This is a genomic window from Bradyrhizobium sp. AUGA SZCCT0222 (assembly GCF_018130205.1).
Lineage (GTDB): Bacteria > Pseudomonadota > Alphaproteobacteria > Rhizobiales > Xanthobacteraceae > Bradyrhizobium.
In genome coordinates, this window is sequence record NZ_JAFCLX010000007.1 from 1 (window position 1) to 25,691 (window position 25,691).

Genomic DNA, 25,691 nt, shown 5'->3' on the forward strand with positions numbered 1-25,691 from the left:
AGGACCCCTGCGGAGTCCTTTGCCCAAGTGTTGCACTTCGAGTGTGAATCCACCTCCCGGCCTTCGCCGGGACGACGAAAGCGGGGTGCATTCGTGCAACCCATGCTGCCGGAGACGCTAGCTCGTGGTCGACGGGCGCACCACGCGCTTGATCTTGTCGGTGGTGTAGCTTTGCCCGCCGATCGAAAGCAGCGGCGGGGAGGCGCTGAGATCGACCGAATCCACGACGCCCTGGACTTCGGTGGAGATCGCCACGTTGTTGCCGGAACTGTCCTTGCCGGTGGCGGTCAGTGTGTAGGTGCCGGCCGGCCACTGCACGCCGTCATTGCCTTTGCCGTCCCAGACGAAACTGCTGCCGCCCTGTTTCAGCGCGTAGTTGCCGCTGTAGGCGGTCTGTCCCGCCGAGTTGGTGATCGTGATGGTTGCCGAGGTGTCCTTGTCGCTCTGAAAATTCCAGGTCGCCGACTTGTCGAACGCCGCCTTGCTGCCGTCGACCGCAACCGTGTTGCCGACATAGACCAGCGCCTGGGTCGCCTGGGCGCTCTTTTCGATTTCGAGCAGCGACTTCAACTGCTCGTTGGACTTGAGCTGCTGCTCGACGCCGGCGAACTGCACCAGCTGCTGGGTGAACTGGTTGGTGTCGAGCGGATCCAGCGGGTTCTGGTTCTGCAGCTGCGTCGTCAGCAGCGTCAGAAAGGTCTGGAAATTATCCGCGATCCCCGTCGTCGCGGTCGAGCTCGTGGAGCTGCTGGAGCTCGAACTGCCCGTTGCGGGCGCCGAGACGATCGTCGTCGGCATGGTTGCATCGACTGCCATGGTGCTCTCCGTTAAACCCTGATGTCCACGCCGCCACTCGCTCCGAGCATGCGGCCGTAGTTGCGGCCGGCAACTGCTGCCGGAATGCTGTCTTCTTCGCTGACGACCAGGCGATGGGCGTTGGGATTGGACTGGTTACCGTCGTTCTGGCCCTGCGAGGATTGATCGCGCAGGCTGAATTGCAGCCCGCTGTTGCCGGTCGAAAGTCCGGCGTTGTCGAGCGCGCGCTGCAGCTGGTTGGCGTCCTGGCGCAGCATCGACAGCGTCTCCGGCCGCTCCACCGTCAGATGCGAGGTGACGTGGCCGTTGCGATCGACATCGATGCGGACGTCGATGCGGCCAAGCTCGGCCGGATCGAGACGGATTTCGAAACGGCTCTTGCCGCTCTTGGCCGACGCTGCGATTTCCATCGCAAGCCCGCTGAGCGGCACCGCTGCCGATGTCGCGACGGCGACGTTGAGCTGGGGTGCCGGGACTGGTGCGGTGGAAGACGCCGGCTGCTGCGTCTGGATCGCGCCTGCGGCCTGCAAGCCGTTGTTCGATGCGCTAAGCAACGTCTGGCTGGCGTCGGCTGTGACCGGATGCGCATGCGTGGCCGCATGGGCCGATGGTGCCGCCGCACCGTTGCCTGCGACTTCCGCCTTGGCGGCGTCGATGACGCCGTTCTCGGCTTTCGGTTGGCCTGTGACCTCGGCCTGCGGCGTGACTGATGGAACGATGGTGCCGGGCGCCGGAGCCGCGGGGGCGGCGATCGTGCCGGCTGTCTTGTCCGGCTCGCCTGATGTCGCAGCAGCTTCTTTCGTGGCGACCGTCGTCTTGGCTTGCGTTGCGTTTTTCGACACGCCGGCGGCCGTCGCAGCTGCGGATGCAGCCAATGCGATGCCTGACGTGACCGTGGTGTCGGCGGGCGCGGCCTGCGCGGTGACGGCTATGCTGACCTCGGTCTGGGCATCGATCTTCGCGCCCTCTGTCTTGGCGGCGTTGGCGGTCGCAGCCGGATTTGCGCTGGCATCGGCCGCCGGAGCGGTTGCCCCGGTGAGCGTGGCGGTGGCGACAATGGCGGCGGCGGCGATCGCAAGCGGCGCCGTCGCGGTATCGGTGGGAGCTTTTGCGATCGAGGCTTCCACTGTTGCCGTAGCGACAGGAATCACGGTGGCCACGGCGTTGGCCGTTACCAGTGCTGCCGTATCCTGTTTCGCTTCGGTCTGATCGGTGGCTGCAGCGTCCTCGCCGGAAGCGGGCTTGCCTTCCGCCTTGGTCTCATCCGGTTTCGAGATGTCGGACTTGGAAGAATCCGATTTCGTCTTGGAGCGGCGGGTTGCGTCAGTCTGGGTGTCTGCCTCGGCGTTGTCGCGGGCATTGCTGCCGGCATCGCGGCCGCTGGAATCCTGGCGCGCGTCGCTGCGCGCGGCCTTGTCGGATGCCGCTTTGTCCGAAGCCGCCTTGTCCGATGCGGCGGTGTTGTCGCGCGCCCGGTGGTCCGCCGGGCTTTGCGAATCATCGGCGCGTCGCGGCGCGGTGTCTCGTGGCGCAGTGTCCTGGGTACGGTTGTCGCTGTTGGCAGCGGCCTTGTTGCTATCGACCAGCGCGGCAAAGCTGTCGTTTCCGGCCGTTTGGTCGGAATCCGGTCGCCCCGACCTCGCCGTCGCGCCTTGAAAAGACACGTTTGCCAATAGTTCTGACGTGACACTAACCACGGGCGACCCTCGCGCTGAAACCTTGGCTACCTCTGAGCAAGGACCGGGCCATGCTGGATCTCCAAAAAATATCGTTTTATTTCAATGCCTTGTGGTGAAGCCGGGTCGCCAGCGGAGGTCCTGGGCCGGCCTCCTTTTCTGCCCGGCGGCAAGATTTGCCGTCTATTGCCGGGCCAAACCCGGTCCGGCTGATTGCCTCCCGGGAATACGGCCTATATTAAAGAGCGGACTTCCGGTCCGGCCTGAGATGGCCGGAACGTGCCTTAAGGCCTTATATAAAAAGGCTTTTTTGAACTCTTGCCGCGCGGCGCTGCCTCGCGATTGAAGCCGATTGACCCATGCCGAACAGTCTGGACCTCGAAGGCCGCCCCCAGGACACACGGATCGTGGTCGCCATGTCTGGCGGCGTCGATTCCTCGGTGACGGCTGCCTTGCTGAAGTCCGAGGGCTACGACGTGGTCGGAATCACGCTGCAGCTCTACGACCATGGCGCGGCCACCCATCGCAAGGGCGCCTGCTGCGCCGGCCGTGACATTCACGATGCCCGCAATGTCGCCGAGCGGATCGGCATTCCGCATTACGTGCTCGATTATGAAAGCCGTTTCCGCGAGTCGGTGATCGACAATTTCGCCGACAGCTACGCGCTCGGCGAAACGCCGGTACCGTGCATCGAGTGCAACCGCTCGGTCAAATTTCGCGACCTGCTGGCCACCGCGCGCGAGCTTGGCGCCAGCGCACTCGCGACCGGGCACTACGTCGCCTCGCGGCGTCTCGCTGACGGATCGCGGGCGCTGGTGTGTGCGGCCGACGCCGATCGCGACCAGAGCTATTTCCTGTTCGCGACCACGCGCGAGCAGCTCGACTATCTGCGCTTTCCGCTCGGCGACATGACCAAGCCGCAGGCGCGCGAACTGGCGCGGCGCTTTGGGCTCGAGGTCGCCGACAAGCAGGACAGCCAGGACATCTGCTTCGTCCCGACCGGGCGCTACACCGACATCATCGGCCGCCTGAAGCCCGGCGCGATCGAGCCCGGCGACATCGTCGATCTCGACGGCCACGTCATCGGCCAGCATCAGGGCATCGTTCATTTCACCGTCGGCCAGCGCAAGGGGCTGGGCATCGCGTCAGCCGCGCCGCTCTATGTCGTCAAGCTCGATGCCGCCAGCCGCCGCGTCGTGGTGGGACCGCGCGAGGCGCTGCGGATGGACCGTATCCAGCTGCGCGACGTCAACTGGATCGGCGACGGCGCGCTGGAGCACGTGATCGGCGCAGGCATCGAGATGTTCGTGCGCGTGCGCTCGACGCGCCCGCCGCAGCCGGCGTGGCTGCGCGCGGTCGATGGCGGCTATGAAGTCGAACTCGTCGCCGGCGAAGAAGGCGTTTCGCCGGGTCAGGCCTGCGTGTTTTACGACGCGCCCTCGGGGCAGGCGCGCGTGCTCGGCGGCGGATTCATCAGGAGTGCGACCGCACGGAAGGTTGCGAGGGCAGGGGTGCAGGATATAACGGCGCCACCGCTCGCCGAGGTGATGCGCGGCTAAAAAAATGCGGGGCATAAGGGCGGGGGCTTAAGGGAATGACTGCGGACATCGACCGCGAGGGGGTCGAAAAGGCTTATGGGCGCTGGGCGCCGGTCTACGATCTCGTGTTCGGCAAGGTGTTCGAGCACGGCCGTCAATCGACGATCGCGGAAGCCGACAAGATCGGCGGGCGCATTCTCGACGTCGGCGTCGGCACCGGATTGTCGCTATCGGATTATTCGCGCAGCACCAAATTGTGCGGCGTCGATATTTCCGAACCGATGCTGCGCCGGGCGCAACAGCGGGTTCGCGCGCTCGGCCTTTCCAATGTCGAAACGCTCGCGGTGATGGATGCCAAGAATCTGGCGTTCAAGGATTCGTTCTTCGATGCGGTGGTGGCGCAATATGTCATCACCGCGGTGCCGGATCCCGAACGCACGCTGGATGATTTCATCCGCGTGCTGAAGCCCGGCGGCGAACTCATCCTGGTCAATCACATCGGCGCCGAAAGCGGCCCGCGGCGCGTCTTTGAACTCGCCTTCGCGCCGCTGGCGCGGCGGCTCGGCTGGCGGCCGGAATTCCCCTGGGAACGATTGACCAATTGGGCCGCCAAACATGGCGGCGTCAGCCTGACAGAACGGCGGCCGATGCCGCCGATGGGGCATTTTTCGCTGATCCGCTTCCGCAAGTCCTGAAATTGCAGGTCCTGGAATTGCAAGTCCTGAAACTGCAAGTCTTGAAATCAGCGGGGAACCTCCGCGGCTGCGGACCGTTTTCCTTCCATGGCAATAAAACGCTCGCTCTTTCTGTCGTGTGTTCTGATGGCGGCCTCCGGCGTGGCGGCGGCGCAAGCCCCGCCGGGTCCGGCCACTCCCCCGGTTCCGACCGCGCCGCCATCGGCTGCGCGGACCGCCAATTGCGCGCCGATGCATCCAGCGCCGCATTCCGGCGCGGCAGCATCGGAAGGCACCACCACCGGCCAGCGGGCCGAACCGCTCGGCGAAAGATTGGCCCGCTCCGATGGTGTACTTTGCCCGCCCGCCGGCATTGATCCCGAAATGCATGCACCGGCGCCCGGTGGCGGCAAAACGCCGGTGATTCCGCCGCCCGGAAGTCCCGGCGGCGATCCTTCGATCCGGCCCAAATAGCGCCGTTTGCAGGCCCTTTTCCAGCGAGGCGGGGTTGCTTGACAGGTGCCCGACCGACTCCTTATATGCCGCGCGTTCGCGACTGCGGCATATTGAGCCGTGACGGTGAACCGTGGCGAGGTAGCTCAGCTGGTTAGAGCACGGGAATCATAATCCTGGGGTCGGGGGTTCGAGTCCCTCTCTCGCTACCATCATCACCCCCCGACAAATCGGCGGGGCTTAGCCTGAAGCCAAAAACTCTCCGTGTCGGGGGCTGTGACGGTAGCGCCCCCTCGCTACCAATCGTACGATTTTGTACGCCGATCTGCGATGTTCTCCGATCGCTAAAGAGTTGAGTGCGTGATAGCGATCTGACCGCTTCAACAAACGCGGAACCTCAGCCTTCGGCCGCCGATTTTGCCGCGGGCATGTAGATCTGAGCGTAGCCTTCCTTGATCGCCGAGGTGATCTGATCAAGGCGCCGATCGATGTGCTTCTCGAGGACCGGCACGCACTTGGCTTCGTCGCGCGCCTTGACGCCCAGCAGCACGGCGCGATGCTCGGCCTGGGTCTTGGTGCGGTTGATCCGATCCATGTCGATCCAGCGGACGAAGCGAATGCGCGCATTGACGTTGCGCAGCACGCGCAGCATCTCGCCATTGTTCGACATGCTCAGGAGCCCCTCATGGAAGGTCTCGTCGAGCCGGACCAGCTCCATCGAGGTTCGCTCGCCTGGGTCGGGTCCGGTATCCCGCAGGAAGGTGAGCAGCGCGTCGATATCCTGGTCGCGGGCGCGCTTGATGGCCAGGCGGACCGCGGCGATCTCGATCGACTTGCGCAGTTCATACAGGTCGAAGATCTCCTGGGCGTCGAGCTCGCGGCAGAAGAAACCCTTGCCGGGCATGAAGCGCAGAAAGCCTTCGGTGTTCAGTCGGTTCAGCGCCTCGCGCAGCGGCGTCCGGCTGACGCCCAGCTTGCTGGCAATGGCGCCCTCGTTGACCCGCGCGCCAGGCTTGAACTCGAAGCTCACGGCCATCGCCTTGAGCTGTTCATACACCCGGTCGACGACGCTATCGGAGGAAATCTCCAGCTGTTTGATCATTACTGAATGTACTTTCGAACACACTTCATTATGCGAACATGTACGTTGAGCTTGCAATCACGGCGCTGGCGTTTTCAACGGCCCCGTGACGGGCAGGGCGCCGCCTGGGGTCAGGAAAAAGCGCGGGGGCGAAGGCCCGCATGAAACCAGGTGATCATCGAATAGATATCATAGACCGGAATGCCGACGGCGGCCTGCAGCGCCGCCGCATAGGGCGGCATATTGGTGCATTCCAGCACGATAGCGCCGACATCGGGATTTTTGGCGACGAGCTGTCTGCCGGCCTCCACGACGTCCTGTTCGGCGAGTGCCACGTCCATGTCCTCTTTCTCGGCCTTGATCAGCACGCGAAAAAACTCCCGGCCGTTCTCCGTGCCGACCAGCGGCGTATCGAGCGGCACGCCGGCGCCTTCGAGATGCGCCGGCGTCAACGTCGAGCCCGAGACGGTGACCAGTCCGACACGCTTGCCGGGCGGCAGTGTCGCCTGCACCCACGGCACCTGCATCAGCGAGGAGGTCGCGACCGGCACGCCGGTAGCAGCCGCGATCTCTTTCTGGAACAAGGATAGGAAACCGCAATTGGTGGTGATCGCCTCGGCGCCGAGCCGCACCAGATCCTTCGCCGCATCGATGAAATCCGGCAGCAGGCCGGCCGCGCCCTTCAGCACTACTTTTTCCGGGCTTGCACCTGATACCACCCGGTAGAGCACGGGAAACGGCCATGTCGTGCCGTTGCCCATGTCGCCGGGAATCCTCGGAAACCTGGCTTCCAGCATCAGGATGCCGAGCGGCGCGCCATAGATGGCCTTGCCGCCGCGGGCGATGCGCGGTGTGAGGACGGGGGACGAATGCGCGGTCATGGTCTGGTTCTCTTCACTGCGACGAAAAATCAAAGGTAGCGTTTCGGATCGAACGGCGCGACCGGGATCTCGGGTTCGCGACCGCCGATGAGTTGAGCCACAACGCGCCCGGTGCGGGCCGAGCTCACCAGGCCGACATGGCCGTGGCCAAAGGCATAGACGACATCGCGCGAGACACTGGAATAGCCCAGGCACGGCCGGCCGTCCGGCATACTCGGCCGGTGTCCGAGCCAGCTGCGAATCGCGGCCGGCGGCAGGTCTTTCGGCAGTTTTGGAAACATGCCGAGCAGATGATCGCGCAGAATCTCCGCGCGTTTCCAGTTCGGCGCAGCCGCGAGCCCGGCGATCTCGACCTGGCCGGCGGCGCGCAGGCCGCGGTCGGTCCAGTTCACCACCATCTTGGCGTCGGAGGCCATCATCGATGTGCGCGGACCGGTCTCGGCGCTTTCGATCATGACGTGATAGCCACGCTCGGTCTCCAGCGGCAGGCGGTCGCCGATCGACGCCGCCAGCGGCTTCGAATGGGCGCCGGCGGCAACCACCACCGCGTCGCAGGTCACTTCACCCTTGTCCGTCAGCACCGACACCGGCTTGCCGTTCGCGTGCCGCAGGCCCCTGGCCGTCGCAGCGACAAATTCCGCGCCCAGCGAACGAGCGTGATCGGCAAGGGCCGCGACATAACCGCCGGGATCGCGGCAACGACCGGCTTCCTCGACCAACACGCCAAACTGATAGCGCGGATGCAGATCCGGCTCGCGCTGCCGCATCTCGTCTGCGGAGAGTTCCATCCAGGTCACGCCGACGCGCTTGCGGATGCTCCACCCCAGGGCATCGGCGTCGAACGCCGCGCGCGACGGATAGACGTGCATGACGCCCTGACGTTCGATCAGCTGACCAACGCCTGCTTCCTCGGCGAGCTTTCTGTGCAGGGCCGGTGCATCGATCAATAGCGGGCGGAGCGCGCGCGCCGTCGCCTCGACGCGTGCATCGGTCCAGCCCGAGAGCAGATACTGCACCAGCCAGGGCAACGCCTTCGGCAGATAGCTCCAGCTGACTGCGAGCGGGCCGAGCGGGTCGTTCAGAAATTTCGGTACACTCTTCCATGTTCCCGGCATGGCCGGCGGAATCACCGAATGTGTCGATAGCCAGCCGGCATTGCCATAGCTCGCCGCCTGTTCGCCACCCGGCGTTGCGGGCTCGATGACCGTGACGCGATGACCATCTCGCAGCAACTCGATGGCGCTGATCACGCCGATGGCACCGGCTCCGATGATGGCGATGTGACGGCGGGCGGGCTCGGTCATGGGGCTGCAACCTGCTGTGGCACGAAATCCTTCGCATGGGATTGCGCGCGCGGATCGAGCAGGCAGTGCAGGATCGCGGGCTTGCCGGAGGCCAGCGCGCGTTCGAATGCGGGTGCGAATTGCTCGGTCCGCTCGACCCGCTCGCCGTGACCGCCGAACGCCTTGGCATAGAGCGCGAAGTCCGGATTCTGCAATTGGGTGCCGACCACGCGGCCTGGATAGTCGCGCTCCTGATGCATGCGGATGGTGCCATACTGGGCGTTGTCGACCACGATCACGACAATCGCAGCAGCATATTGCGCGGCGGTCGCGAACTCCTGACCATTCATCAGGAAACAGCCGTCGCCGGCAAACGCCACCACCACGCGCTCCGGATGCTGGCGCTTGGCGATCACCGCCGCCGGCACGCCATAGCCCATCGAGCCGGAAGTCGGCGCGAGCTGGGCGGCAAAGGTGTGAAAGCGATGAAAGCGATGCAGCCAGCCGGCATAGTTGCCGGCGCCGTTGCAGACGATGGCATCCTTCGGCAGCCGGTCGCGTAGCCAAGCCACCACTTCGCCGTACTGGAAGTCACCGGGCAGCGTGCGCGGCGTTGCGGTCCAGTCGAGATAGTCGGCGTGGGCTTTGGCAGCTTCGCCCGACCAGGCCGGCGGCGCGGTCGGCCTCAGTTCGTCGAGGGCGACAGCAAATGCCGCCGGGCTTGCCTGAATGGCGAGCTGTGGTTGATAGACGCGTCCGAGTTCTTCGGCGCCCGGATGGACATGAATCAGCGCCTGACGCGGCGAGGGGATCTCGAGCAGCGCATAAGACGACGACGGCATTTCCGACAGGCGGCCGCCAACCAGCAGGATCAGGTCGGCATTGGCGATGCGAGCCTTCAGGCGAGGGTCGGGACCGATGCCAAGATCGCCGGCATAGTTCGGATGCTCCGCCGGAAAAAGCGAAGCGCGGCGAAACGATGTCGTGACCGGCAGATCGAAACGCTCGGCAAAGCGCGCGATCGCACGACACCCGTCTGCGTCCCACCCCGAGCCGCCGAGGATAACGATCGGCCGCTTTGCCGCTGCCAACATGATTCCGAGCCTGGCGATATCGGCTGGCGCCGGCCAGGCCTTCGCTGGTTCGACGCGCGGCGCGTCGATCGCGGTAGCCTGCTCGGCCAGCATGTTTTCTGGCAGTGCGATCACCACCGGGCCGGGCCGGCCCTGCATGGCAATACGAAATGCGCGTGCCACCAATTCCGGAATTCGGTCCGGCCGGTCGATCTCCACGACCCATTTCGCCAGCGTGCCGAATGCCGCCTTGTAGTCGACCTCCTGGAACGCCTCGCGCTCGCGCATGCCGGTGTCGACCTGACCGATGAACAGGATCATCGGCGTCGAATCCTGCATGGCAATGTGCACGCCATGGCTGGCATTGGTTGCACCCGGGCCGCGGGTGACGAAACAGATGCCGGGCCGTCCGGTCAGCTTGCCATAGGCCTCGGCCATCATCGCAGCGCCGCCTTCGGCGCGGCAGATCACGACGTCGATCGGGCTGTCATGCAATGCATCCAGCGCGGCGAGATAGCTTTCGCCGGGCACGCAGGTGACGCGCTCGACGCCCTGCATAACGAGCTGGTCGATCAGGATCTGGCCGCCGGTACGGCTGTTGATGGGTGGCTGCTTGGTCATGACAACTCCATGGCGGCTGCCGAAATGCGTCCGATCGCCTCGATGAGGTTCGCTTCGGAGGCTGCATAGGACAAGCGGATGTATGGTGCGAGGCCAAAGCAGCTGCCAGGAACCACGGCGACATTATGCCGTTCGAGCAGATAGCGACAGAACGCAGCGTCGCTGTCGATCACGCTGCCGTGGGCAGTGTGCCTGCCGATCAGTCCAGCGCAATTTGCGAAGACATAGAAGGCGCCTTCCGGGCGGCGGCAACTGATGCCGCTGATGGCATTGAGCCCGTCGACCACGATATCGCGGCGCCGCTGGAACGCGATGCGGCGTTCAATCAGAAAGTCCTGCGGTCCGGACAGTGCGGCGATGGCCGCGGCCTGGCTGATCGACGACGGATTGGTGGTGCTCTGGCTCTGTACGACGGCCATGGCGGCGATCAGTTCCTTCGGGCCGCCGCCATAGCCGAGACGCCAGCCGGTCATGGCGTAGGCCTTGGAAACGCCGTTCACGGTGAGCGTGCGGCTCTTCAGGCTGGGCTCGAGCTGGGCGGGAGTGACGAAAGGCAATCCGTCGTAGATGAGATGCTCATAGATATCGTCTGATATGAGCCAGACATGCGGATTGCGCTTCAGCACCTCGAGAACCGGTCGGAGCTGGGCTTCCGAATAGGCCGCCCCGGTCGGATTGGACGGCGAGTTCAGCAACAGCCAGCGGGTGCGCGGCGTGATTGCGGCTTCAAGATCGCCGGCGTCGAGGCGAAAGCCGTTCTCCTCACGGCAGGTCACATTGATCGGCGTGCCGTCGGCGATCAGCACCATGTCGGCATAGCTGGTCCAGTAGGGTGCGGCGAGGATCACCTCATCACCCGCACTCAGCGTCGCCATGAAGGCGTTGTGAATGATTTGCTTGGCGCCGGCACCGGCGGTGATCTCGTCGGCGGCGTAGTTCAGTCCGTTCTCGCGGCTGAACTTGCCGGCGATCGCGGTCTTCAGCTCTGCGGTGCCGTCGAGCACGGTATATTTGGTCTGGCCGGCGCGAATGGCCTGTTCGGCCGCCGCCTTGGCGTGATCAGGCGTATCGAAATCGGGTTCGCCGGCGCCGAGCACGATGACAGGCCGGCCCTCGCGCTTCAGACGGGTGGCGATGGCTCCGATCCGCAGGATTTCCGAGACACCGATAGAGCGAAGGCGCGGCGCCGGACGGAAGCCAGACTCGACCGATGCCAAAGGTGACATCGAAAGCGCATTTGACGAGAACGACATGGAACCTCCATACGGCGGCGCCGTGGCCCTGGCGCGGAATCAGCGCGCCGCGATCACTACGATTTCGACGCGATAAGCGGGATCGGCCAGTTCGACCTTGCCGCAGCAGCGCGTCGGCGTGTCGCCCGGCACCACCCAGGCGTCGTAAACAGCGTTCATGCCTTCGAAATCGTCCATGCTCTTCAGCCAGATCTGCACGCTGAGCGCGCGCGACTTGTCGGTGCCGGCCCGCGCCAGCATGTCGTCGACCTTGGCCAGCGCCTCGCGGGTCTGGCTGGCAATATCCCCGCTCTTGTCGTCGGCGACTTGGCCGGCGAGGAAAACCAGATCGCCGAACACGGAGGCGCGGCTGCGCCGGGCGTTCTGATCGATGCGAACGATGCTCGACATGGACGTCATTCCTTCTGCAATTTTCAACGGCCGGTGGTGACGATACGGCGGCAGTGATCGAGCGCCGCCCCAATGAGATTGTCGCTAGCCTCCGGCGTACGGAATGCGGAGTGGGCCGACAGCGTGACGTTCGGCAGCGTGGTCAGCACGTGCCCGGCCGGCAGCGGCTCGGTGACGAATACGTCGAGCCCGGCGTGACCGATCTGCCCGGAGCGCAGCGCCTCGACCATGGCGGCTTCGTCGACCACAGCGCCGCGTGCGGTGTTGATCAGGATGGCGCCCGGACGCATCGCTGCAATGCGCTCTGCGGACAGGAAATCCTTGGTGTCGTCATTGAGCAGTAGATGCAGCGAGACGACATGACTTTCGGCGAGCAACCGCTCCAGCGTCACGAACTCGACGCCGGGATGCGTCTTCGGTGTGCGATTCCACGCCAGCACCTTCATGCCGGAGCCGGCTGCGATCCGCGCCACCTGCGCGGCGATGCCGCCAAAGCCGATCAGGCCGATGGTCTTGCCGGTCAGTTCGATGCCATCGCTGCGCAGCCAGTTGCCGGCGCGCATCTCTCGGTCCATCCGCGCAAAACCCCTGGCGGCGGCCCACATCAGCGCGATGGCGCATTCGGCCACCGCGGTGTCGCCGTAGCCCTTGATGATGTGCACGGCAATACCGAGTTCGGCGAGCGCCTCCGGGTTCATGTAGCTGCGGGCGCCGGTGCCGAGAAACACCACGTGCTTCAGGCTTTTGCATTGCCCGGCGATCTCCGCCGGCAGATGGGTATGGTCGATGATCGCGATCTCGGCCCCGCCGAGCACGGACGGCAGTTGCTCCGGCGTCACCGACGCATCGCGGTTGACGATCACCTTGGGATCATCCGCGCGCACCAGTCTTTCGGTGACCGCAGCAAGGGTTTCATTGGCGTCGACGAATACGGCTCGCAACGGTCTCTCCTTCAATCATCCAAAAGCTGATCAATTTCGGCCAGGCTGGGCCGGGAAGGCGGCGCGACGATCGGCAGTCGTTCGTCGGCGTCGCGGCTAACTGCGCTCACCACTGTATTCAGAATTGAATTCCAATGGCAAGCGGGATTTGTCGCGCCGCAACGCGTCCAAACTGAGCCATTTTTCAGCTATTGCGTATAAATTGGGCGACGATTTGGAGCTGCCCTAGCCATAGTCATTTTTATAAAATCCCGTCTTGCATTTCATCCTGAATACAGAAATAGTTTGGGCGGGCCCGTGGGCAGGAACGCCGAGGGCAAGATTTCAGCGGGGTTCAGACCATGAATCGTAGGGAAGCCTTCACGAGCGTTGCATTGGCCGGCGTTGCTATCGCCGCCGGAGTTGATCTGGCTGCTGCCCAGTCGGCAGTTCCGGGCTCCACGCTGGAGCGCATCAAGCGAAGCGGTGTGCTGCGCGTTGCCGTCATCGTCGGCCAGGAGCCGTATTTCCACAAGGATTTGCCGACCGGCAAATGGTCGGGCGCCTGCATCGACATGGCGAACGACATCGCCGCCAAGTTGAGCGCAAAAGTAGAGACGGTCGAATCGACCTGGGGTAACCAGATTCTGGACCTGCAAGGCGACAAGGTGGATCTCGCTTTTGCGGTAAACCCGACGCCGGAACGCGCGCTGGTGATCGACTTTTCGACCCCCATCCTGGTCCACTCCTTCACGGTCATTACCCGCAAGGGCTTTGCCAAGCCGCAGACCTGGCAAGAGATCAACAAGCCCGAGGTCAAGATCGCCGTCGACATCGGCTCCACCCATGAGATGATCGCGCGACGCTATTGTCCCAAGGCTACGATCCTCGGGTTCAAGAACCGCGATGAGGCGATCCTGGCGGTCGCAACCGGCCGCGCCGATTGCAACGTTTCGCTCGCCGTCCTCGCCGTCTCCACGCTGAAGAAGAATCCGAATCTCGGGGAACTGGTGATCCCGCGGCCGCTGCTGACACTGCCGACCAACATGGGCATTCGCGCGGAGTCCGATCGCCGTTACAAGGACTTTCTCAGCGCCTGGGCGGACTATAACCGGGCCATGGGTCAGACCCGGGAATGGATGCTGAAGGGCTTTGAGGCCATTGGCCTCGCGGCGGATGACATTCCGCCCGAAGTTCAGTTCTGACGAGACATCAACGATGTATGTGTGGGACTTCGCAGCGCTCAGGCCGTATTGGGGTCTGATCTGGCAAGGGCTCGGTGTCACCGTGTTTTACACGCTGGTCACCGTTCTCGCCGGTCTCGCAATCGGTCTCGCCGTTGGTATCCTGCGCACCGCCGGGCCGCGCTGGGTTTCGATCCCGTTGCGCGCCTACATCGAGGTGTTTCGCTGTACGCCACTGCTGGTTCAGTTGGTCTGGGTCTACTATGCCCTGCCGGTTCTGATCGGTGTTGACATGTCGGCGACCACGGCCTGCTTCCTGACACTCTCGCTGTATGCCGGCTCGTTCTATGCCGAGATCTTTCGTGGCGGCATCGAGGCCATTGATCGAGGTCAGTGGGAAGCCGGTCACGCGATTGGCATGCAACAGAGCAAGATTTTTCGGCGTATCGTACTCCCGCAGGCAATTCAGGTGATGGTCCCGTCGCTGATCAACCAGACCATCATGCAGCTGAAGAACACCTCGCTGGTGTCGACCGTCGCGGTCGGCGATCTGCTCTATCAGGGATCGGTGATAACGGCGGCGAGCTATCGGCCGCTGGAGGTCTATACCACGATTGCCGTGCTCTACTTCGTGGTGCTGTTTCCGCTTACCCTTGTCGCCGATCAGGTTGAGCAGCGCATGGGGGCACACCGATGACGCAAGCGGCTCCGATTCTCGTCGCAAGCAACATCCAGAAGGCTTTCGGCACCAACCAGGTGTTGAAAGGCGTATCTCTCTCGGTTGCGCGCGGCGAGGTCGTGACGTTGATCGGCGCCAGCGGCTCCGGCAAGTCGACGTTCCTGCGCTGCTTGAATCTGCTTGAATTGCCGCAGAACGGTGAACTCGCGATCGGCTCCCATCACTTCGCATTCGGCGATGGCAAGCGAGGGCCCGACAAGACCCGGCTCGCACTACTGCGCCGCGATGTCGGCATGGTATTCCAGCACTTCAATCTGTTCCCGCACATGTCGGCGCTCGACAACGTTATCGAAGGTCCGGTGCAGGTGAAGAACATGGCCAGGGCCGAGGCGAAAGAACTTGGTCGCGACCTGCTGGCCAAGGTCGGGCTGGCGGACAAGGCAGATAGTTTTCCGAGCCGGCTGTCCGGCGGGCAAAAGCAGCGTGTGGCGATTGCGCGTGCGCTTGCCATGAAGCCCGATGTGATGCTGTTCGACGAGGTGACCTCAGCGCTCGATCCGGAACTTGTGGCAGAGGTTCTTGCGGTGATCAGCAAGCTCGCCGCCGACGGCATGACCATGATCCTGGTCACCCACGAAATGGCGTTCGCCGCCGATGTGTCCAATCGGGTCGGGTTCATGAGCGAGGGCGTGATGGCCGAGATCGGCGCCGCCGCGAGCGTGATCCATCGGCCGCAAAATCCCCGGCTGATTGCGTTCCTGAATCGATTTCACCAGCGAACGATTGTGCCGAATACGGGGGGCGTAGGCGCACCTTAAATGTCGACCATTAGCGCGTGTCGGTATCGGCGGTTGTGCCTCCGGGATTTGAACCTATTATTCGACAAGTTTCTTGCGCTTTAGGCGGACGATCGAAGGAAATTTCGCAGATCTGTGTTGTGTGGGGAAAGGCAGTAGCGGTCTCTCGTATCGTCAATCGCCCCTATAGAACCGGCGGGGAACGCGGGCATCCCCGGCTGGTTCGGACAGCTTGGCTTTGATCTCGATGGAGAACGCCAGGCGCATCGAAGGCGTTGGCCACAGTCTTGAGAAGGATATTGTGCTAGTTCTGTGAACTCATCAGCAAACGTCTTGTAGCATGCCTTCAGAACTAACGGTCGCCATCGAGGAAGCCTACCGGGTCTTCGGCGCCTATCGATTGGGCCATCACCTCATCGTATGCCATTGCCGTTGTTGCATGACCGAGGAGGAAGAGCGACAGCTGGTCAACACGCCGTTGCGGTCAATCCCGGCCGATCTGCTGGCCGAGTACACCAACTCCGCGCATGACGATGACGATGATCAGGTCGCCCGGGAGCTACGCTGCTTCCTGCCGCGTTATTTCGAGCTGATCGCCGCGCATGATTACCCTGACCACATCGGGCTGGATATCTGCCTGCGCCGGCTTGGCCAGGCCGACTACCGGAACAAGTGGCCCCGGGCGGAGGTGGAGAGCATCGACCGCTTCTTCGATGCATTCCTCAAGCACAGCCTGACCCGCCTCGACCTGGAGCCTGTTGGATATCGCCTCGCCTTCAATATCAGGAGCGTCGTGACGCTAGCTGTGACCGCAGGCGGCGATATCGATCGGCTGTTGCATAGTTGGGCCGGTGCTGAGGACCCGGCCGCTGCCATCCATATGGCCGCGTTGCGCGAGTATGTGATCGAGGAGCGGGACAAGGCCTATCTCCACTCTGCCTGCCTGGAGAGCCACGAGGAGGCGGCCAAAACAGTTGGTGAATGGCTGTTGCAGCCGAACCTGACGGCACGAATAGAAGCCGCGTTCTTCGGAGTAGGCGATCCCAGATTGCAGGTGATCCTGTCCAACGGAATGAGAACGGCCTAGAGATCAGCTGCTCTGACGCATGGCTGGATCACGCCAGTTGCGAATTGCAAGGGCGGCCCGCTTCATCTGAAGAAATGGACAAGTCCGATGCTCAGGCCGAGCAGCAGGAGCAGCGACAGCGTGACGGCGGCGGTGACCCTTCCGCCGACCGTTGAGAGAACGCGCACATCGACACCAAGCCCGAGCGCGGCCATCGACAGCACGGTAAGGATGGCCGCGGTTTTTGTCACCGGCGCGACCGCGATATCCGGCACGAGCTGAAGCGAGCGCAGCGCGGCGAGCACCAGAAAGCCGATGATGAACCACGGCACCAGCTTGAACGGGCTGATCGCAACCGCCCTCGTCGCGTCGGCATGGCGCTTGCGGCGGTGCGCGGCGACGAGCGAGAGTCCGACCACGATCGGCCCCAGCATCAGCACGCGCACCAGTTTCACCAGCGTGCCGATCTGCGTGGCTACGATACCGGCGGGGACGGTCGCCGCCAGCACCTGCGGAACGGCATAGACGGTCAGACCCGCCAGAATGCCGTATTGCGTCGCGGACAGCGCGAGCAACGGGATCAGGAGCGGCAGGCCCAGCACCATCAAGACGCCGAGGATCGCGGTGAAGGAGATCGACGAGGCGACATCGTCGCCATCGGCGCCGATCACGGGCGCCACCGCGGCGATTGCCGAATTGCCGCAGATCGAATTGCCGCAGGCGATCAGGATCGACAGTTTGGTCGGCAGGCCGAGCATCCGGCTGAGGCCGTAGCTGACAGCCAGCATGATGACGACGGTAGCGACGATCGCTGCGACCAGAAGGTAGCCGGACGCCACGATCGCGGCAAAGCTGACGGAAGCGCCGAGTAACATGACGGCGACCTCGAGCAGCTGCTTGGCGCTGAAGGCAATGCCGGAGCGCCAACGCTCGGACGGTTGCCAGGCGGTGCGAATTGCCATCCCGAGCAGGATCGCGATGACGAGCGCTTCGACATAGGGGTGGGCGAAGACGCGCTCCTCGACCAGTTGGGCGCCAAGCGAGACGGCGGTGATCGCGCCGCAAAGTGCGATGCCGGGAATGAGGGCCAGGCTGCGGCCGAGCGCGCCTGGGTCCGACCTTATCCCGTCCGTCTCGTGGTCTTGTTGCGGCACACGCCCCCCGTTTTGGAGAACAGTTTATGCGCCGGCCTGCTCGGCTTCACCAATAAATTTTCGATTCAGTGAGATAGGGAGAGTATTCTTCTTCCGGCTTCCAGCAGGGGCGGCCGCATCGCGTGCGCGCCCTAGAGCAACCCGAACAGGCCCTGCGCCCACGCCACGGCCTGCCCGAAGCTGAAAGCGCCCGGTTCGAAGTACATCGCGCGTGCCAGCACGATGACGCCAACCAGCCCCCAGAACAGCCCGACACCGGCCGATTTCAACCAGTTAGAGCCACGCTCCGGCGCGGCCGCCGAATCGGCGGTCGGGACCAGTTCTCCAAAGGGATCGAAGGCGGGCGGACTCATAACGGCTTCCATTGAACGAGCCCCTAATGTCGCCCAGTTCGGCCCGGAAGCAAGGGTAGCGGTATGCAATCTGCGGCCAGAATGTGGAAGTCCCTTTCCCGCCGCCGTTCGGGGGGAGGGTTTTCTTCTCCTGGCCCACAATTCATGCCGCTTGACCCGGCCGTATTCCCAGCCACACTGGTGCGAATCCGAAACAGGAGCCGTCCATGGTATTTCTCATTACCGCGCTCGATACATCGGGAACCGTGACCTTGCGGCGGGAGTCGGTGCTGGCCGCGATGAAAAAAGCCGATGAACTGATATCGGACGGCTGCTGGGACGTCGAAATCGTTACGCCTGACGGCGCCACCTACCATTCCGGCGAGTTTGACCAGTTGAGAGAACGGGTGTCAGGCCGCCCAGCACTGTCCGGCGCCGTCGACGCGCAGCACCTGTCCTGAGACGAACGCCCCCATCGGCCCCGCGAACATTTCGACGACGCGCGCGACTTCATCAACGGTGGCGATGCGATCGAGCGTGCCGGTTTCGACCAGCCTGTTCTGGTCGACCGCGCGCGTGCCCATGAAGCGGCCGGTACGGGTGTCGCCCGGCGCGATGCAGTTCACATTGATGTCGTAGGCGCGCAGCTGATCGGCGAGGCAGCGCGTGTAATGCGTCATGCCGGCTTTGGCGACGGCATAGATCGAACCGTTGGTGCGGCCCTTGAAGGCCGCGACCGAGCCGATGGTGACGATGCGGCCCTGGCGCCGCTTCATCATCTCCTGCGCCACCGCCTGGCAGGTCAGGATCGTGCTGAGCAGATTGCGATCGAGCACCGCGCGCACGTCCTCTTCCTTGATGCCGATGGCATCGTTCGGATCCGGCTTGCCGCCCTTGGCCGCGATGTCGCCGCCGGCATTGTGGACGAGGATCTCGATCGGCCCCAGCTCTCGCGTCGTGGTCTCGACCACGCGGGCGATGTCGGCACCTTGCGTGAGATCGCCGAGCACGCGAATGGTGCGCACGCCATGCGCCTTGGCGATATCTTCCGCGACCGCCGTCAGCGTCGATCCCTCGCCATATTCCGCCGGTCCGTTCTCGCGCATGCCGTGGATCGCGACGTCGGCGCCCATCGCAGCCAGTTTTTCCGCAAAGGCGCGGCCGAGCCCGCGGCCCGCGCCGGTCACCAATGCAACCTTGCCCTTGAGCGTCCGTGCGCCGTCGCTGGATGTCATGATGTCTTCTCCTGGATGTGAATGTGTCAGTGTGATCAGCGGCGGCATCCGCGGGTGCCGGAATGCGCCTTAATTCTTGATCGCATAGAGCGGCGTCCTCACCGTCAGCTGATAGGACGGCTTCGGCGTCCAGGCGATCTGCGCGGTGACGCCGAACAGGCGGTTGTCGTCATCGTCCATGCGATCGAGATCGAGCCGTACGATCGGCTGGGTGAAGGCCGGGAACGGCGTGAGATTGAGAAGCTGCGCACCGCCGAACGATTGCACGCCGAAGCGGCCGGTCAGCTTCCAGTTGTTGTCCCACTGATAGTAGCCGCCGACATAGCCCACATAGCCAGGCTTCACTTCAGCGAAGATGGAATCGACGATGATTTTTGTGTACTGCGCGCCGGCGAGCAGTCCCCGCGTTTCGTCCGGGTTCAGCGCGTAGCCGAATTCGAGGATCGTATTGTAGGAGGTCGTGGCCAATGGCGCGTCGGAAATCGATCGCGATGCATTGCTTTGTATCGTCACCGTTGGAAACATGCCGCCGTTTTGCTGATAGAGGTCGGCCTGAAATCCGACCGTAAAACCGTAGATATCGAACGACGACCAGGGCAGGCTGCCCGATTGGGACGAAGCGCCGCTGACGCCACCATAGACCGACAGCCACTCGTTGACGTCAACCGTCACGGGAATGTCGAGACTGACGCTTCGGCTGGACGGCGACGATAGGGTCCCGAGCGACGTCAGGCCCGACAGCGTCGACAACAGTGGCGGCGCGTTGAAGCCGATCGAGAGCGTACCGGCCGGCAGGGTGGTGTAGATCGTTCGCAAGTCGAGATAGATGTTAGGCAATACCGGCTTCGGCTTGGCCGGTTCATCTTCGTCCTCGCCATTGTCCTTGCTGTTGTTTTGGCCGAACGCCAGACCGGAACAGCACAGCGACAGCAATATCCCGAGCGCCAGCCGTCGGCCGGTTCGCGCCGGCCGGGCGTGCGCAAATCTCATTTTCAATCGAACTTGCACCGGCCCACTCGCATCCATAGCAGCCGCTTTCCGTCAACAGCTACGCAAGCCCCATGCTAACGGATTTGCGGACGCCGCACCATGAGGACCGGGCGAGCCTTACCGGCCGTTCTTGTCCGCCGCCTTGATGGCCACCGCCAGCGCCAGCTTGGTCTGCTTGACGATATCTTCGACCAGCTCCTCCCGGCTGACATTGGCAAGCTGGCCGGTGAGAAGTCCCTGTTCGGCCAGCATCACCACGCCGTGCAGCGCGGCCCAGATTTGCAGGGCGCTGCGTTCGCGCAGCAATCCGACCGCGGGCGCTTCGAGGGATTCCAGCAGCAGCTCGAAGGTTTCCATCGCGGCAACATGCAGCTCGCTGCCCTTGGGTGCGCATGCCATGATCCGTGAGGCGAACATCAGGCGGTAGACGCCGTTGCGGCGAAGACCGAAATCCAATGTGGCTTGCGCCAGGCGCGACAGCTTCGAACGCCTGGAGGGTTTTCCGATCGACTCGCGCAGGATGGCGTTGAACTGGCGGAAGGCTTCGGCCGTTACCGCCGTGAGCAGGCTCTCGCGGTCGGCAAAATGCTTGTAGGGAGCCGGCTGCGAGACGCCGAGCCTCTTGGCCAGCGCGCTGATGCTGATCGCTTCGGGGCCGCCGAGTTCCACTTCCCCGAGCGCGGCCTGAACCAGGGCATCGCGGAGATCCCCGTGGTGATAGGTATTGAGCGCTTTACGTGCGGGGCGAGGTGGCATTCAGTGTAATGATCTATAACTTTCCGCTTGACAGCACAATCGCGACGATAATGTAATACGGTATAACTTGAAGAGGCGGACCGGCCGCGGTTGGTAACGCCCAAATCAACATGAGGAAATGCGACGCGCCGGTTGAGCGCGCGCGGCTTGAAGGAGCGCTCGCATGCCGGGAAAGCTGAAGATCCGCGTCGATCAGGACAAATGTCAGGGACACGCACGCTGCAAGTCGCTGGCGCCGGAACTGTTCGAGCTCGACGAATTCGGCAATGCCCATGAAGTCGGCGACGGTTCGGTCCCCGCGGGCCTGGAAGACAAGGCCTGGCTCGCCCAGACCAATTGCCCCGAAATCGCGATCGAAGTGCAGGAAGAATAGGGGCGGTAGTCCGGTCCTGAAATCAAGCTCGTCCTGAACGAACCAAGCAAAAGGAATTTGCGCGATGTCCGATTCCGTCAGCATGATGCCCGAACATCCTCCGGTCACCGATTGGGTCAACGATTTCGATCATACTGATCCGCGCTGGACCGAGAATCCGTTTCCGATCTGGGACGAGTTGCGCAACGAATGCCCGGTGGTGCACACCAAGCGTTTCCTCGGCTGCTATCTGCCGACCACCTATCAGGCGGTGAAGGAAATCGCCTACGATACCGAGCATTTCTCGTCGCGGCGCGTCATCGTGCGCGACGTGCGGCCCGAAGTGACGCGAAACGCCGCGCCCCCGATCACGTCGGATCCGCCCGAGCACAAGCCCGCCAAGCAACTGCTGCTTCCGCCGTTCACGCCGGACGCGATGAAGAAGCTGGAGCCGCGGGTCCGCGCCATCTGCAACGAGCTGATCGACGAATTCATCGCCGACGGTCAATGCGACGCCGCGGCGCGCTACACCAAGCATGTGCCGGTGCGCGCCATCGCCCACATGCTCGGTATCCCCGAAAAGGACGGCGATCTCTTCGTCAACTGGATCCACATGATCCTCGAGCTCAGCATCAAGAACGAGAGCATGCTGATGCAGGCGGTGCAGGAGATGAGCGCCTATTTCGCCGGCCATATCGAGTATCGCAAGACGCATCCGACCGACGACCTGATCTCGACGCTGATGAAGGCCAAGGACAAGGACGGTAATCCGCTGGAGGATTCCCAGGTGCTGGGCTCGCTGCGGCTGCTGCTGATTGCCGGCATCGACACCACCTGGAGCGCGATCGGCTCCTCGCTGTGGCATCTGGCGAACACGCCCGCGGACCGCGACCGGCTGATCGCCGAGCCGGAACTGATGCCGAGCGCCATCGAGGAATTCCTGCGGGCCTATTCGCCGGTCACGATGGCGCGCGAAGTGATGAAGGAAACCACTATCAGCGGCTGCCCGGTCAAGCCGGGCAACATGGTGCTGCTGTCGTTCCCGGCGGCCAACCGCGACCCCGCGATGTTCCCGGATGCCGACAAGGTGGTGATCGACCGCAAGGAGAACCGCCATGCCGCGTTCGGCCTCGGCATTCACCGTTGCGTCGGCTCCAACCTCGCGCGCATGGAAATGACGGTCGCGATCGAGGAATGGCTGAAGCGGATTCCGGACTTCAAGCTCGATCCGGCCGGCAAGGTCACCTGGTCGGAAGGCACGGTGCGTGGCCCGCGCCAGCTTCCGGTGCTGTTCGGCAAGAAAAACTGAGCAGGAACTGAGCCTGCTTCGGGCGCGGCGCGCCGGCAATTTCGGCCGGATCGCCCGCGTGTTCACTTGATCTCGATTTTGGCTTCTCTGGCGACCACCTTCCAGGCCTCGATGTCGCGAACGTTGATGTCGCGCTGCCGGTCTCCGGGGATGAAGTCCGCGGTGACGCCGAGCGCGAGCAGCCTTTCGGTCATATCCGCTTCGGCGATCGACTCCTGCAGTGCAGCTGAAAGCTTCTTCGCGGCGATGTCGGGGATGCCAGCGGGCGCGTACATGACCCAGGACAGGCTGCGCTCAAAATCGATCCCCTGGTCCTTGTAGCTCGCGACTTCAGGCAGGCTTGGCGATCGATCCCCGCATGTGCCCAGCGCCTTTACTTTTCCATCCTTCACCAGCGGCGTCGCCGTCGCCATATCCAGCGTGCCGAGCGAGATGTGGCCGCCGATCAGATCATTGGCAACCTTCGCCGCGCCGCTGAACGGCACGTGTTCGAGTTTGATGCCGGCTTTCTGCGACAGGATTTCCGCGCAGAAATGTCCGGTCGAGCCGACGCCCCAGGATCCGTACTGGATCTGATCGCCCTTTTTCGCCATCGCGATCAGGCCGCGCAGGTCGTTGGCCGGAAAATCCTTGGAGGCCACCACCAGGATCGCCGACGTTCCGATGCGGCCGATGACCGCAAAATCCTTGATCGGATCGTAGGGCAGGCTGGTATAGGACGCGGGCGCAAGTACATGCGTGGTCATGCCGCCGATCATGATGGTGTAACCGTCCGCCGGCGAGGTCGCGACCATCTGCGTGCCGATGGTGCCGGCCGCTCCCGTGCGGTTTTCGACGAAAATGGTCTGCCCCAGGCGCTTGCCCATCTTGTCGGCCAGCAGCCGGCCGATCACGTCGCCGCCGCCACCGGCCGCGAACGGCAACAGCATTTTTATTTTTCTGGAGGGGTAGTCCGACGCGTCCTCGGCCCTTGCCGAACAGGTGGCCAGGACGAGCATCAGCAACGTCAGCATCGTTGTGCGGAACTTCATACGCAACTCCCTTGGGTTTCCCGGTACTTGTTTTTTTGTTAGCGATCGTCAAAGCTGGCAGATCGGCAGGGCAGGCAACTCCTCAAATCACTTGGCGCGCGGCTCGGCGCAGGAATGTCGAAGGATGAATCGGGTCGGCAGATAAATCGGCCTTGTGTCCTGGGCCTGATCGCAGTCGCGCACCCGCTCAAGCAGGGTTTTTGCGGCGATCCTGCCGATTTCGCTCAAGTCCCATGTCAGCGTGCTGATTGCCGGCGTCGCGTGCCGGGCCAGATCCGTGTCGCCGATACACACGAGCGAGATGTCGCCCGGATAGCGAATGCCGTTGCTGGCGAGCGCGTCCATCACGCTGGCGAGCATGTGCGTTCCCAGCGTGATGATCGCAGTGGGCGGCGCAGGCCCTTGCAGCAACTGGCAGACGTCGCTGAAGGCGATGCCCGAGCCGTGCACCTGCGGGCGGACGAGATCGAGATCGACCTCAAGTCCGGCTTCGATATGCGCCTGCCGATATCCGGCTACCCGCTCCGTACTCGGTAGCACCGCCGCAGGCCCGGTCAGCAGCGCGATACGGCGATGGCCGAGGCCGATGAGATAGCGCGTCACCTCAAAGCCGCCGCCGCGATGATCGGCGCGCACCGACGGCGCGCCCGGCACCTCGCGGTCGATCCCGACACAGGGCAGGTCGAGCGTAGCCAGCGCGCTTGTAAAATCCTTGTGGGTGTTGTCTCCGGCGAACAGCAGCAATCCATCCATCCGCCGCCGGCGCACCGCGGATATGAACGCGGTTTCGCGTTCCTCGGCGTGCCGGGTTGCGCCGAGCATCAGGACGTAGCCGGCGCGTTGCAATTCCTCTTCCGCGGCGTTGACCATCTCGCTGTAGAGCGGGTTGGAGATATCGGAGACCATGCAGCCGATCGTGTTGCTGGCGCGCGAGCGCAGCGCCTGCGCGGCGGAATCTGGCTCGAAGCCGAGGCGGTCCACGACGCGCATGATCCGGGCGTGCAGTTCAGGACTGATGTGCGGCTCGCGGTTCAACACCCGGCTGACGCTGCTGACCGACACGCCGGCTTGCGCAGCGACATCGCGGATGGTCGGCCGAAGGGATGGGGTCGGCTGGGTTCTGGCCATCGGTCCTGCTTGCCCGCTGTCTCGTCCTAAGTGCCCGGATTCGTTTGCATTCGAGCCCGGTCGGCTCAAAATCAGCTGCATCTGGAAACGTTATTTGATGCACTTTACCTATTAATATTGACATCAGTGGAAACATCAAGCTCAATCATGGAAACGTTTCCAAGAACAACCCTCGACCGGGCCGGGAGGATTTTGCGTGAACGGGCAGAGCGCATGAAACGGCGGGTCGAAGGCAAGGTCGCGCTGGTGACCGGCGCCGCCAACGGGATAGGGCGCAGCGCGGTCATTGTGTTGGCGCGCGAGGGCGCGAAGATCGTCGCGACCGATCTGCAGGACGAGAACGGCGAGCGCCTGCTGGGCGAACTGCGGTCGGCTGGATGCGAGGCGGAATATCTCCATCACGACGTGACCAGCGAGGAAGACTGGCAGTCGGTGATCGCCAAAACCAAAGCACGGTTCGGCCGGCTGGACGTGCTCGTCAACAACGCCGGGATCGGTCTCTCCAGTCCCGTCGTCGACATGTCGCTCGCCGACTGGCGACGCCAGGTTGCCGTCAATCTCGATGGCGTCTTCCTCGGCGTCAAAACCGCGCTTCCGCTGATGCGCGCAGGCGGTGGCGGCAGCATCATCAATGTTTCCTCGATTGCGGGCATCAAGGCCTCGCCAAACGTGTCCGGTTATTGCGCGACCAAGGGCGGCGTCCGTCTGTTCACAAAGTCCGTCGCGCTGGAATGCGCCGCCGCCAAGGACGGCGTCCGGGTCAACTCGCTTCACCCCGGCATCACCGAAACCGCGATCTGGGACACGCTGATCGGCACCGCCGAGGAGGGTTCAAATTCAGGGCCGCCGCGCGGCGCGACCCTGGACAAGCTGACCGAACGCGCGGTGCCGCTCGGTTTCAAGGCGATGCCGGAAGACATCGCCAACGGCATTCTGTGGCTCGCCAGCGACGAGAGCCGCTACGTCACGGGCACCGAACTCGTGATCGACGGTGGCCGCTCTATCGGCTGACAGGAAAT

The 25,691-nt window shown here is 63.5% G+C and carries 27 protein-coding genes and 1 tRNA gene; 12 read left to right on the forward strand and 16 right to left on the reverse strand.

Annotated elements, in window-relative coordinates; translation table 11 throughout:
• Positions 1–117: 117 nt before the first annotated feature.
• Positions 118–816, reverse strand: a complete 699-nt coding sequence (locus JQ629_RS07910; RefSeq protein WP_212390620.1) for a flagellar hook assembly protein FlgD — start codon at positions 814–816, stop codon at positions 118–120.
• 11 nt (positions 817–827) lie between these two features.
• Positions 828–2,480 carry a flagellar hook-length control protein FliK gene (locus JQ629_RS37700; protein ID WP_212412183.1) on the reverse strand — a complete coding sequence of 551 codons (1,653 nt, stop codon included), beginning with the start codon at positions 2,478–2,480 and terminating at the stop codon, positions 828–830.
• 371 nt (positions 2,481–2,851) lie between these two features.
• On the opposite strand from JQ629_RS37700, the gene mnmA reads away from it, so the two are divergent.
• The 4 genes from mnmA (at position 2,852) to JQ629_RS07935 (ending at position 5,369) form a co-directional block, all read left to right on the forward strand.
• The gene (gene mnmA, locus JQ629_RS07920) at positions 2,852–4,051 is read left to right on the forward strand and encodes a tRNA 2-thiouridine(34) synthase MnmA (protein ID WP_212412184.1); all 1,200 of its coding nucleotides are present in this window, start codon (positions 2,852–2,854) and stop codon (positions 4,049–4,051) included.
• 35 nt (positions 4,052–4,086) lie between these two features.
• Positions 4,087–4,725, forward strand: coding sequence for a class I SAM-dependent methyltransferase (locus tag JQ629_RS07925; RefSeq protein WP_192737539.1), 639 nt, complete (start codon positions 4,087–4,089; stop codon positions 4,723–4,725).
• Positions 4,726–4,812: 87 nt separating this feature from the next.
• Positions 4,813–5,178, forward strand: a complete 366-nt coding sequence (locus JQ629_RS07930) for a hypothetical protein (protein WP_212412185.1) — start codon at positions 4,813–4,815, stop codon at positions 5,176–5,178.
• Between the two features lie 114 nt (positions 5,179–5,292).
• A tRNA-Met gene (locus JQ629_RS07935) sits at positions 5,293–5,369 on the forward strand.
• A gap of 185 nt (positions 5,370–5,554) precedes the next feature.
• Here JQ629_RS07935 and JQ629_RS07940 read toward each other — a convergent pair.
• From JQ629_RS07940 to JQ629_RS07970, 7 genes are all read right to left on the reverse strand, one after another.
• The gene (locus JQ629_RS07940) at positions 5,555–6,259 is read right to left on the reverse strand and encodes a GntR family transcriptional regulator (protein ID WP_212412186.1); all 705 of its coding nucleotides are present in this window, start codon (positions 6,257–6,259) and stop codon (positions 5,555–5,557) included.
• Positions 6,260–6,369: 110 nt separating this feature from the next.
• A complete protein-coding gene (locus JQ629_RS07945; protein WP_212412187.1) occupies positions 6,370–7,119 on the reverse strand; it encodes an aspartate/glutamate racemase family protein in 750 nt (249 codons plus the stop codon).
• Positions 7,120–7,148: 29 nt separating this feature from the next.
• Entirely contained in the window at positions 7,149–8,423 is a 1,275-nt protein-coding gene (locus JQ629_RS07950) for an NAD(P)/FAD-dependent oxidoreductase (protein ID WP_212412188.1), read from the reverse strand.
• Positions 8,420–10,096 carry a thiamine pyrophosphate-binding protein gene (locus JQ629_RS07955; RefSeq protein WP_212412189.1) on the reverse strand — a complete coding sequence of 559 codons (1,677 nt, stop codon included), beginning with the start codon at positions 10,094–10,096 and terminating at the stop codon, positions 8,420–8,422. The genes JQ629_RS07950 and JQ629_RS07955 overlap by 4 nt, the downstream gene beginning before the upstream one ends.
• Positions 10,093–11,349 (reverse strand): pyridoxal phosphate-dependent aminotransferase, encoded by a 1,257-nt coding sequence (locus JQ629_RS07960; protein WP_502752588.1) that lies wholly within the window; start codon positions 11,347–11,349, stop codon positions 10,093–10,095. Before JQ629_RS07960 ends, JQ629_RS07955 begins: the two co-directional genes overlap by 4 nt.
• Before the next feature lie 39 nt (positions 11,350–11,388).
• A complete protein-coding gene (locus JQ629_RS07965; RefSeq protein ID WP_212412190.1) occupies positions 11,389–11,739 on the reverse strand; it encodes a RidA family protein in 351 nt (116 codons plus the stop codon).
• A 23-nt stretch (positions 11,740–11,762) separates the two neighbouring features.
• Positions 11,763–12,680 carry an NAD(P)-dependent oxidoreductase gene (locus JQ629_RS07970; RefSeq protein WP_212412191.1) on the reverse strand — a complete coding sequence of 306 codons (918 nt, stop codon included), beginning with the start codon at positions 12,678–12,680 and terminating at the stop codon, positions 11,763–11,765.
• 341 nt (positions 12,681–13,021) lie between these two features.
• On the opposite strand from JQ629_RS07970, the gene JQ629_RS07975 reads away from it, so the two are divergent.
• The 4 genes from JQ629_RS07975 to JQ629_RS07990 all read left to right on the forward strand — a co-directional run bounded on the left by JQ629_RS07975 (position 13,022) and on the right by JQ629_RS07990 (position 16,406).
• Positions 13,022–13,864, forward strand: a complete 843-nt coding sequence (locus JQ629_RS07975; protein WP_212412192.1) for a transporter substrate-binding domain-containing protein — start codon at positions 13,022–13,024, stop codon at positions 13,862–13,864.
• Between the two features lie 13 nt (positions 13,865–13,877).
• Complete coding sequence (locus tag JQ629_RS07980) at positions 13,878–14,540, forward strand: amino acid ABC transporter permease (RefSeq protein WP_212412193.1); 663 nt, start codon at positions 13,878–13,880, stop codon at positions 14,538–14,540.
• The gene (locus tag JQ629_RS07985; protein ID WP_212412194.1) at positions 14,537–15,340 is read left to right on the forward strand and encodes an amino acid ABC transporter ATP-binding protein; all 804 of its coding nucleotides are present in this window, start codon (positions 14,537–14,539) and stop codon (positions 15,338–15,340) included. The genes JQ629_RS07980 and JQ629_RS07985 overlap by 4 nt, the downstream gene beginning before the upstream one ends.
• Before the next feature lie 319 nt (positions 15,341–15,659).
• Positions 15,660–16,406: a hypothetical protein gene (locus JQ629_RS07990; RefSeq protein WP_212412195.1), complete on the forward strand. Its 747-nt coding sequence runs from the start codon at positions 15,660–15,662 to the stop codon at positions 16,404–16,406.
• A 62-nt stretch (positions 16,407–16,468) separates the two neighbouring features.
• Here the strand turns inward: JQ629_RS07990 and JQ629_RS07995 are convergent, their stop codons facing one another.
• Positions 16,469–17,539, reverse strand: a complete 1,071-nt coding sequence (locus JQ629_RS07995; RefSeq protein ID WP_212412196.1) for a YeiH family protein — start codon at positions 17,537–17,539, stop codon at positions 16,469–16,471.
• 131 nt (positions 17,540–17,670) lie between these two features.
• On the reverse strand, positions 17,671–17,892 hold the full coding sequence (locus JQ629_RS08000; RefSeq protein ID WP_212412197.1) for a hypothetical protein: 222 nt from the start codon (positions 17,890–17,892) through the stop codon (positions 17,671–17,673).
• 206 nt (positions 17,893–18,098) lie between these two features.
• On the opposite strand from JQ629_RS08000, the gene JQ629_RS08005 reads away from it, so the two are divergent.
• Positions 18,099–18,332, forward strand: coding sequence for a hypothetical protein (locus tag JQ629_RS08005; protein ID WP_212262986.1), 234 nt, complete (start codon positions 18,099–18,101; stop codon positions 18,330–18,332).
• Here JQ629_RS08005 and JQ629_RS08010 read toward each other — a convergent pair.
• From JQ629_RS08010 to JQ629_RS08020, 3 genes are all read right to left on the reverse strand, one after another.
• Positions 18,282–19,106, reverse strand: coding sequence for an SDR family NAD(P)-dependent oxidoreductase (locus JQ629_RS08010; protein ID WP_212412198.1), 825 nt, complete (start codon positions 19,104–19,106; stop codon positions 18,282–18,284). The two genes, JQ629_RS08005 and JQ629_RS08010, sit on opposite strands and share 51 nt — an antisense overlap.
• Before the next feature lie 69 nt (positions 19,107–19,175).
• A complete protein-coding gene (locus tag JQ629_RS08015) occupies positions 19,176–20,096 on the reverse strand; it encodes a hypothetical protein (protein ID WP_249134892.1) in 921 nt (306 codons plus the stop codon).
• Between the two features lie 117 nt (positions 20,097–20,213).
• Positions 20,214–20,852, reverse strand: a complete 639-nt coding sequence (locus tag JQ629_RS08020) for a TetR/AcrR family transcriptional regulator (RefSeq protein WP_211997680.1) — start codon at positions 20,850–20,852, stop codon at positions 20,214–20,216.
• 163 nt (positions 20,853–21,015) lie between these two features.
• On the opposite strand from JQ629_RS08020, the gene JQ629_RS08025 reads away from it, so the two are divergent.
• Complete coding sequence (locus tag JQ629_RS08025) at positions 21,016–21,225, forward strand: ferredoxin (RefSeq protein ID WP_212412199.1); 210 nt, start codon at positions 21,016–21,018, stop codon at positions 21,223–21,225.
• Between the two features lie 64 nt (positions 21,226–21,289).
• Positions 21,290–22,513 (forward strand): cytochrome P450, encoded by a 1,224-nt coding sequence (locus JQ629_RS08030; RefSeq protein WP_212412200.1) that lies wholly within the window; start codon positions 21,290–21,292, stop codon positions 22,511–22,513.
• Between the two features lie 62 nt (positions 22,514–22,575).
• Here JQ629_RS08030 and JQ629_RS08035 read toward each other — a convergent pair whose 3' ends face one another.
• Together JQ629_RS08035 and JQ629_RS08040 are read right to left on the reverse strand one after the other, a co-directional pair.
• Positions 22,576–23,544: a Bug family tripartite tricarboxylate transporter substrate binding protein gene (locus tag JQ629_RS08035; protein ID WP_212412201.1), complete on the reverse strand. Its 969-nt coding sequence runs from the start codon at positions 23,542–23,544 to the stop codon at positions 22,576–22,578.
• An 87-nt stretch (positions 23,545–23,631) separates the two neighbouring features.
• The gene (locus JQ629_RS08040) at positions 23,632–24,672 is read right to left on the reverse strand and encodes a LacI family DNA-binding transcriptional regulator (protein WP_212412202.1); all 1,041 of its coding nucleotides are present in this window, start codon (positions 24,670–24,672) and stop codon (positions 23,632–23,634) included.
• A 213-nt stretch (positions 24,673–24,885) separates the two neighbouring features.
• Between JQ629_RS08040 and JQ629_RS08045 the strand changes: the two genes are divergently transcribed.
• Entirely contained in the window at positions 24,886–25,683 is a 798-nt protein-coding gene (locus JQ629_RS08045) for an SDR family NAD(P)-dependent oxidoreductase (protein ID WP_212412203.1), read from the forward strand.
• Positions 25,684–25,691: the final 8 nt, after the last annotated feature.

Bases quoted from the DNA above. Each gene is read 5' to 3' on its own strand.
- JQ629_RS07910 (WP_212390620.1), bottom strand. From the start codon at position 816: ATGGCAGTCGATGCAACCATGCCGACGACGATCGTCTCGGCGCCCGCA.
- mnmA (WP_212412184.1), top strand. From the start codon at position 2,852: ATGCCGAACAGTCTGGACCTCGAAGGCCGCCCCCAGGACACACGGATC.
- JQ629_RS07925 (WP_192737539.1), top strand. From the start codon at position 4,087: ATGACTGCGGACATCGACCGCGAGGGGGTCGAAAAGGCTTATGGGCGC.
- JQ629_RS07930 (WP_212412185.1), top strand. From the start codon at position 4,813: ATGGCAATAAAACGCTCGCTCTTTCTGTCGTGTGTTCTGATGGCGGCC.
- JQ629_RS07940 (WP_212412186.1), bottom strand. From the start codon at position 6,259: ATGATCAAACAGCTGGAGATTTCCTCCGATAGCGTCGTCGACCGGGTG.
- JQ629_RS07945 (WP_212412187.1), bottom strand. From the start codon at position 7,119: ATGACCGCGCATTCGTCCCCCGTCCTCACACCGCGCATCGCCCGCGGC.
- JQ629_RS07950 (WP_212412188.1), bottom strand. From the start codon at position 8,423: ATGACCGAGCCCGCCCGCCGTCACATCGCCATCATCGGAGCCGGTGCC.
- JQ629_RS07955 (WP_212412189.1), bottom strand. From the start codon at position 10,096: ATGACCAAGCAGCCACCCATCAACAGCCGTACCGGCGGCCAGATCCTG.
- JQ629_RS07960 (WP_502752588.1), bottom strand. From the start codon at position 11,349: ATGTCGTTCTCGTCAAATGCGCTTTCGATGTCACCTTTGGCATCGGTC.
- JQ629_RS07965 (WP_212412190.1), bottom strand. From the start codon at position 11,739: ATGTCGAGCATCGTTCGCATCGATCAGAACGCCCGGCGCAGCCGCGCC.
- JQ629_RS07975 (WP_212412192.1), top strand. From the start codon at position 13,022: ATGAATCGTAGGGAAGCCTTCACGAGCGTTGCATTGGCCGGCGTTGCT.
- JQ629_RS07980 (WP_212412193.1), top strand. From the start codon at position 13,878: ATGTATGTGTGGGACTTCGCAGCGCTCAGGCCGTATTGGGGTCTGATC.
- JQ629_RS07985 (WP_212412194.1), top strand. From the start codon at position 14,537: ATGACGCAAGCGGCTCCGATTCTCGTCGCAAGCAACATCCAGAAGGCT.
- JQ629_RS07990 (WP_212412195.1), top strand. From the start codon at position 15,660: ATGCCTTCAGAACTAACGGTCGCCATCGAGGAAGCCTACCGGGTCTTC.
- JQ629_RS08000 (WP_212412197.1), bottom strand. From the start codon at position 17,892: ATGAGTCCGCCCGCCTTCGATCCCTTTGGAGAACTGGTCCCGACCGCC.
- JQ629_RS08005 (WP_212262986.1), top strand. From the start codon at position 18,099: ATGGTATTTCTCATTACCGCGCTCGATACATCGGGAACCGTGACCTTG.
- JQ629_RS08010 (WP_212412198.1), bottom strand. From the start codon at position 19,106: ATGACATCCAGCGACGGCGCACGGACGCTCAAGGGCAAGGTTGCATTG.
- JQ629_RS08015 (WP_249134892.1), bottom strand. From the start codon at position 20,096: ATGAGATTTGCGCACGCCCGGCCGGCGCGAACCGGCCGACGGCTGGCG.
- JQ629_RS08020 (WP_211997680.1), bottom strand. From the start codon at position 20,852: ATGCCACCTCGCCCCGCACGTAAAGCGCTCAATACCTATCACCACGGG.
- JQ629_RS08025 (WP_212412199.1), top strand. From the start codon at position 21,016: ATGCCGGGAAAGCTGAAGATCCGCGTCGATCAGGACAAATGTCAGGGA.
- JQ629_RS08030 (WP_212412200.1), top strand. From the start codon at position 21,290: ATGTCCGATTCCGTCAGCATGATGCCCGAACATCCTCCGGTCACCGAT.
- JQ629_RS08035 (WP_212412201.1), bottom strand. From the start codon at position 23,544: ATGAAGTTCCGCACAACGATGCTGACGTTGCTGATGCTCGTCCTGGCC.
- JQ629_RS08040 (WP_212412202.1), bottom strand. From the start codon at position 24,672: ATGGCCAGAACCCAGCCGACCCCATCCCTTCGGCCGACCATCCGCGAT.
- JQ629_RS08045 (WP_212412203.1), top strand. From the start codon at position 24,886: ATGAAACGGCGGGTCGAAGGCAAGGTCGCGCTGGTGACCGGCGCCGCC.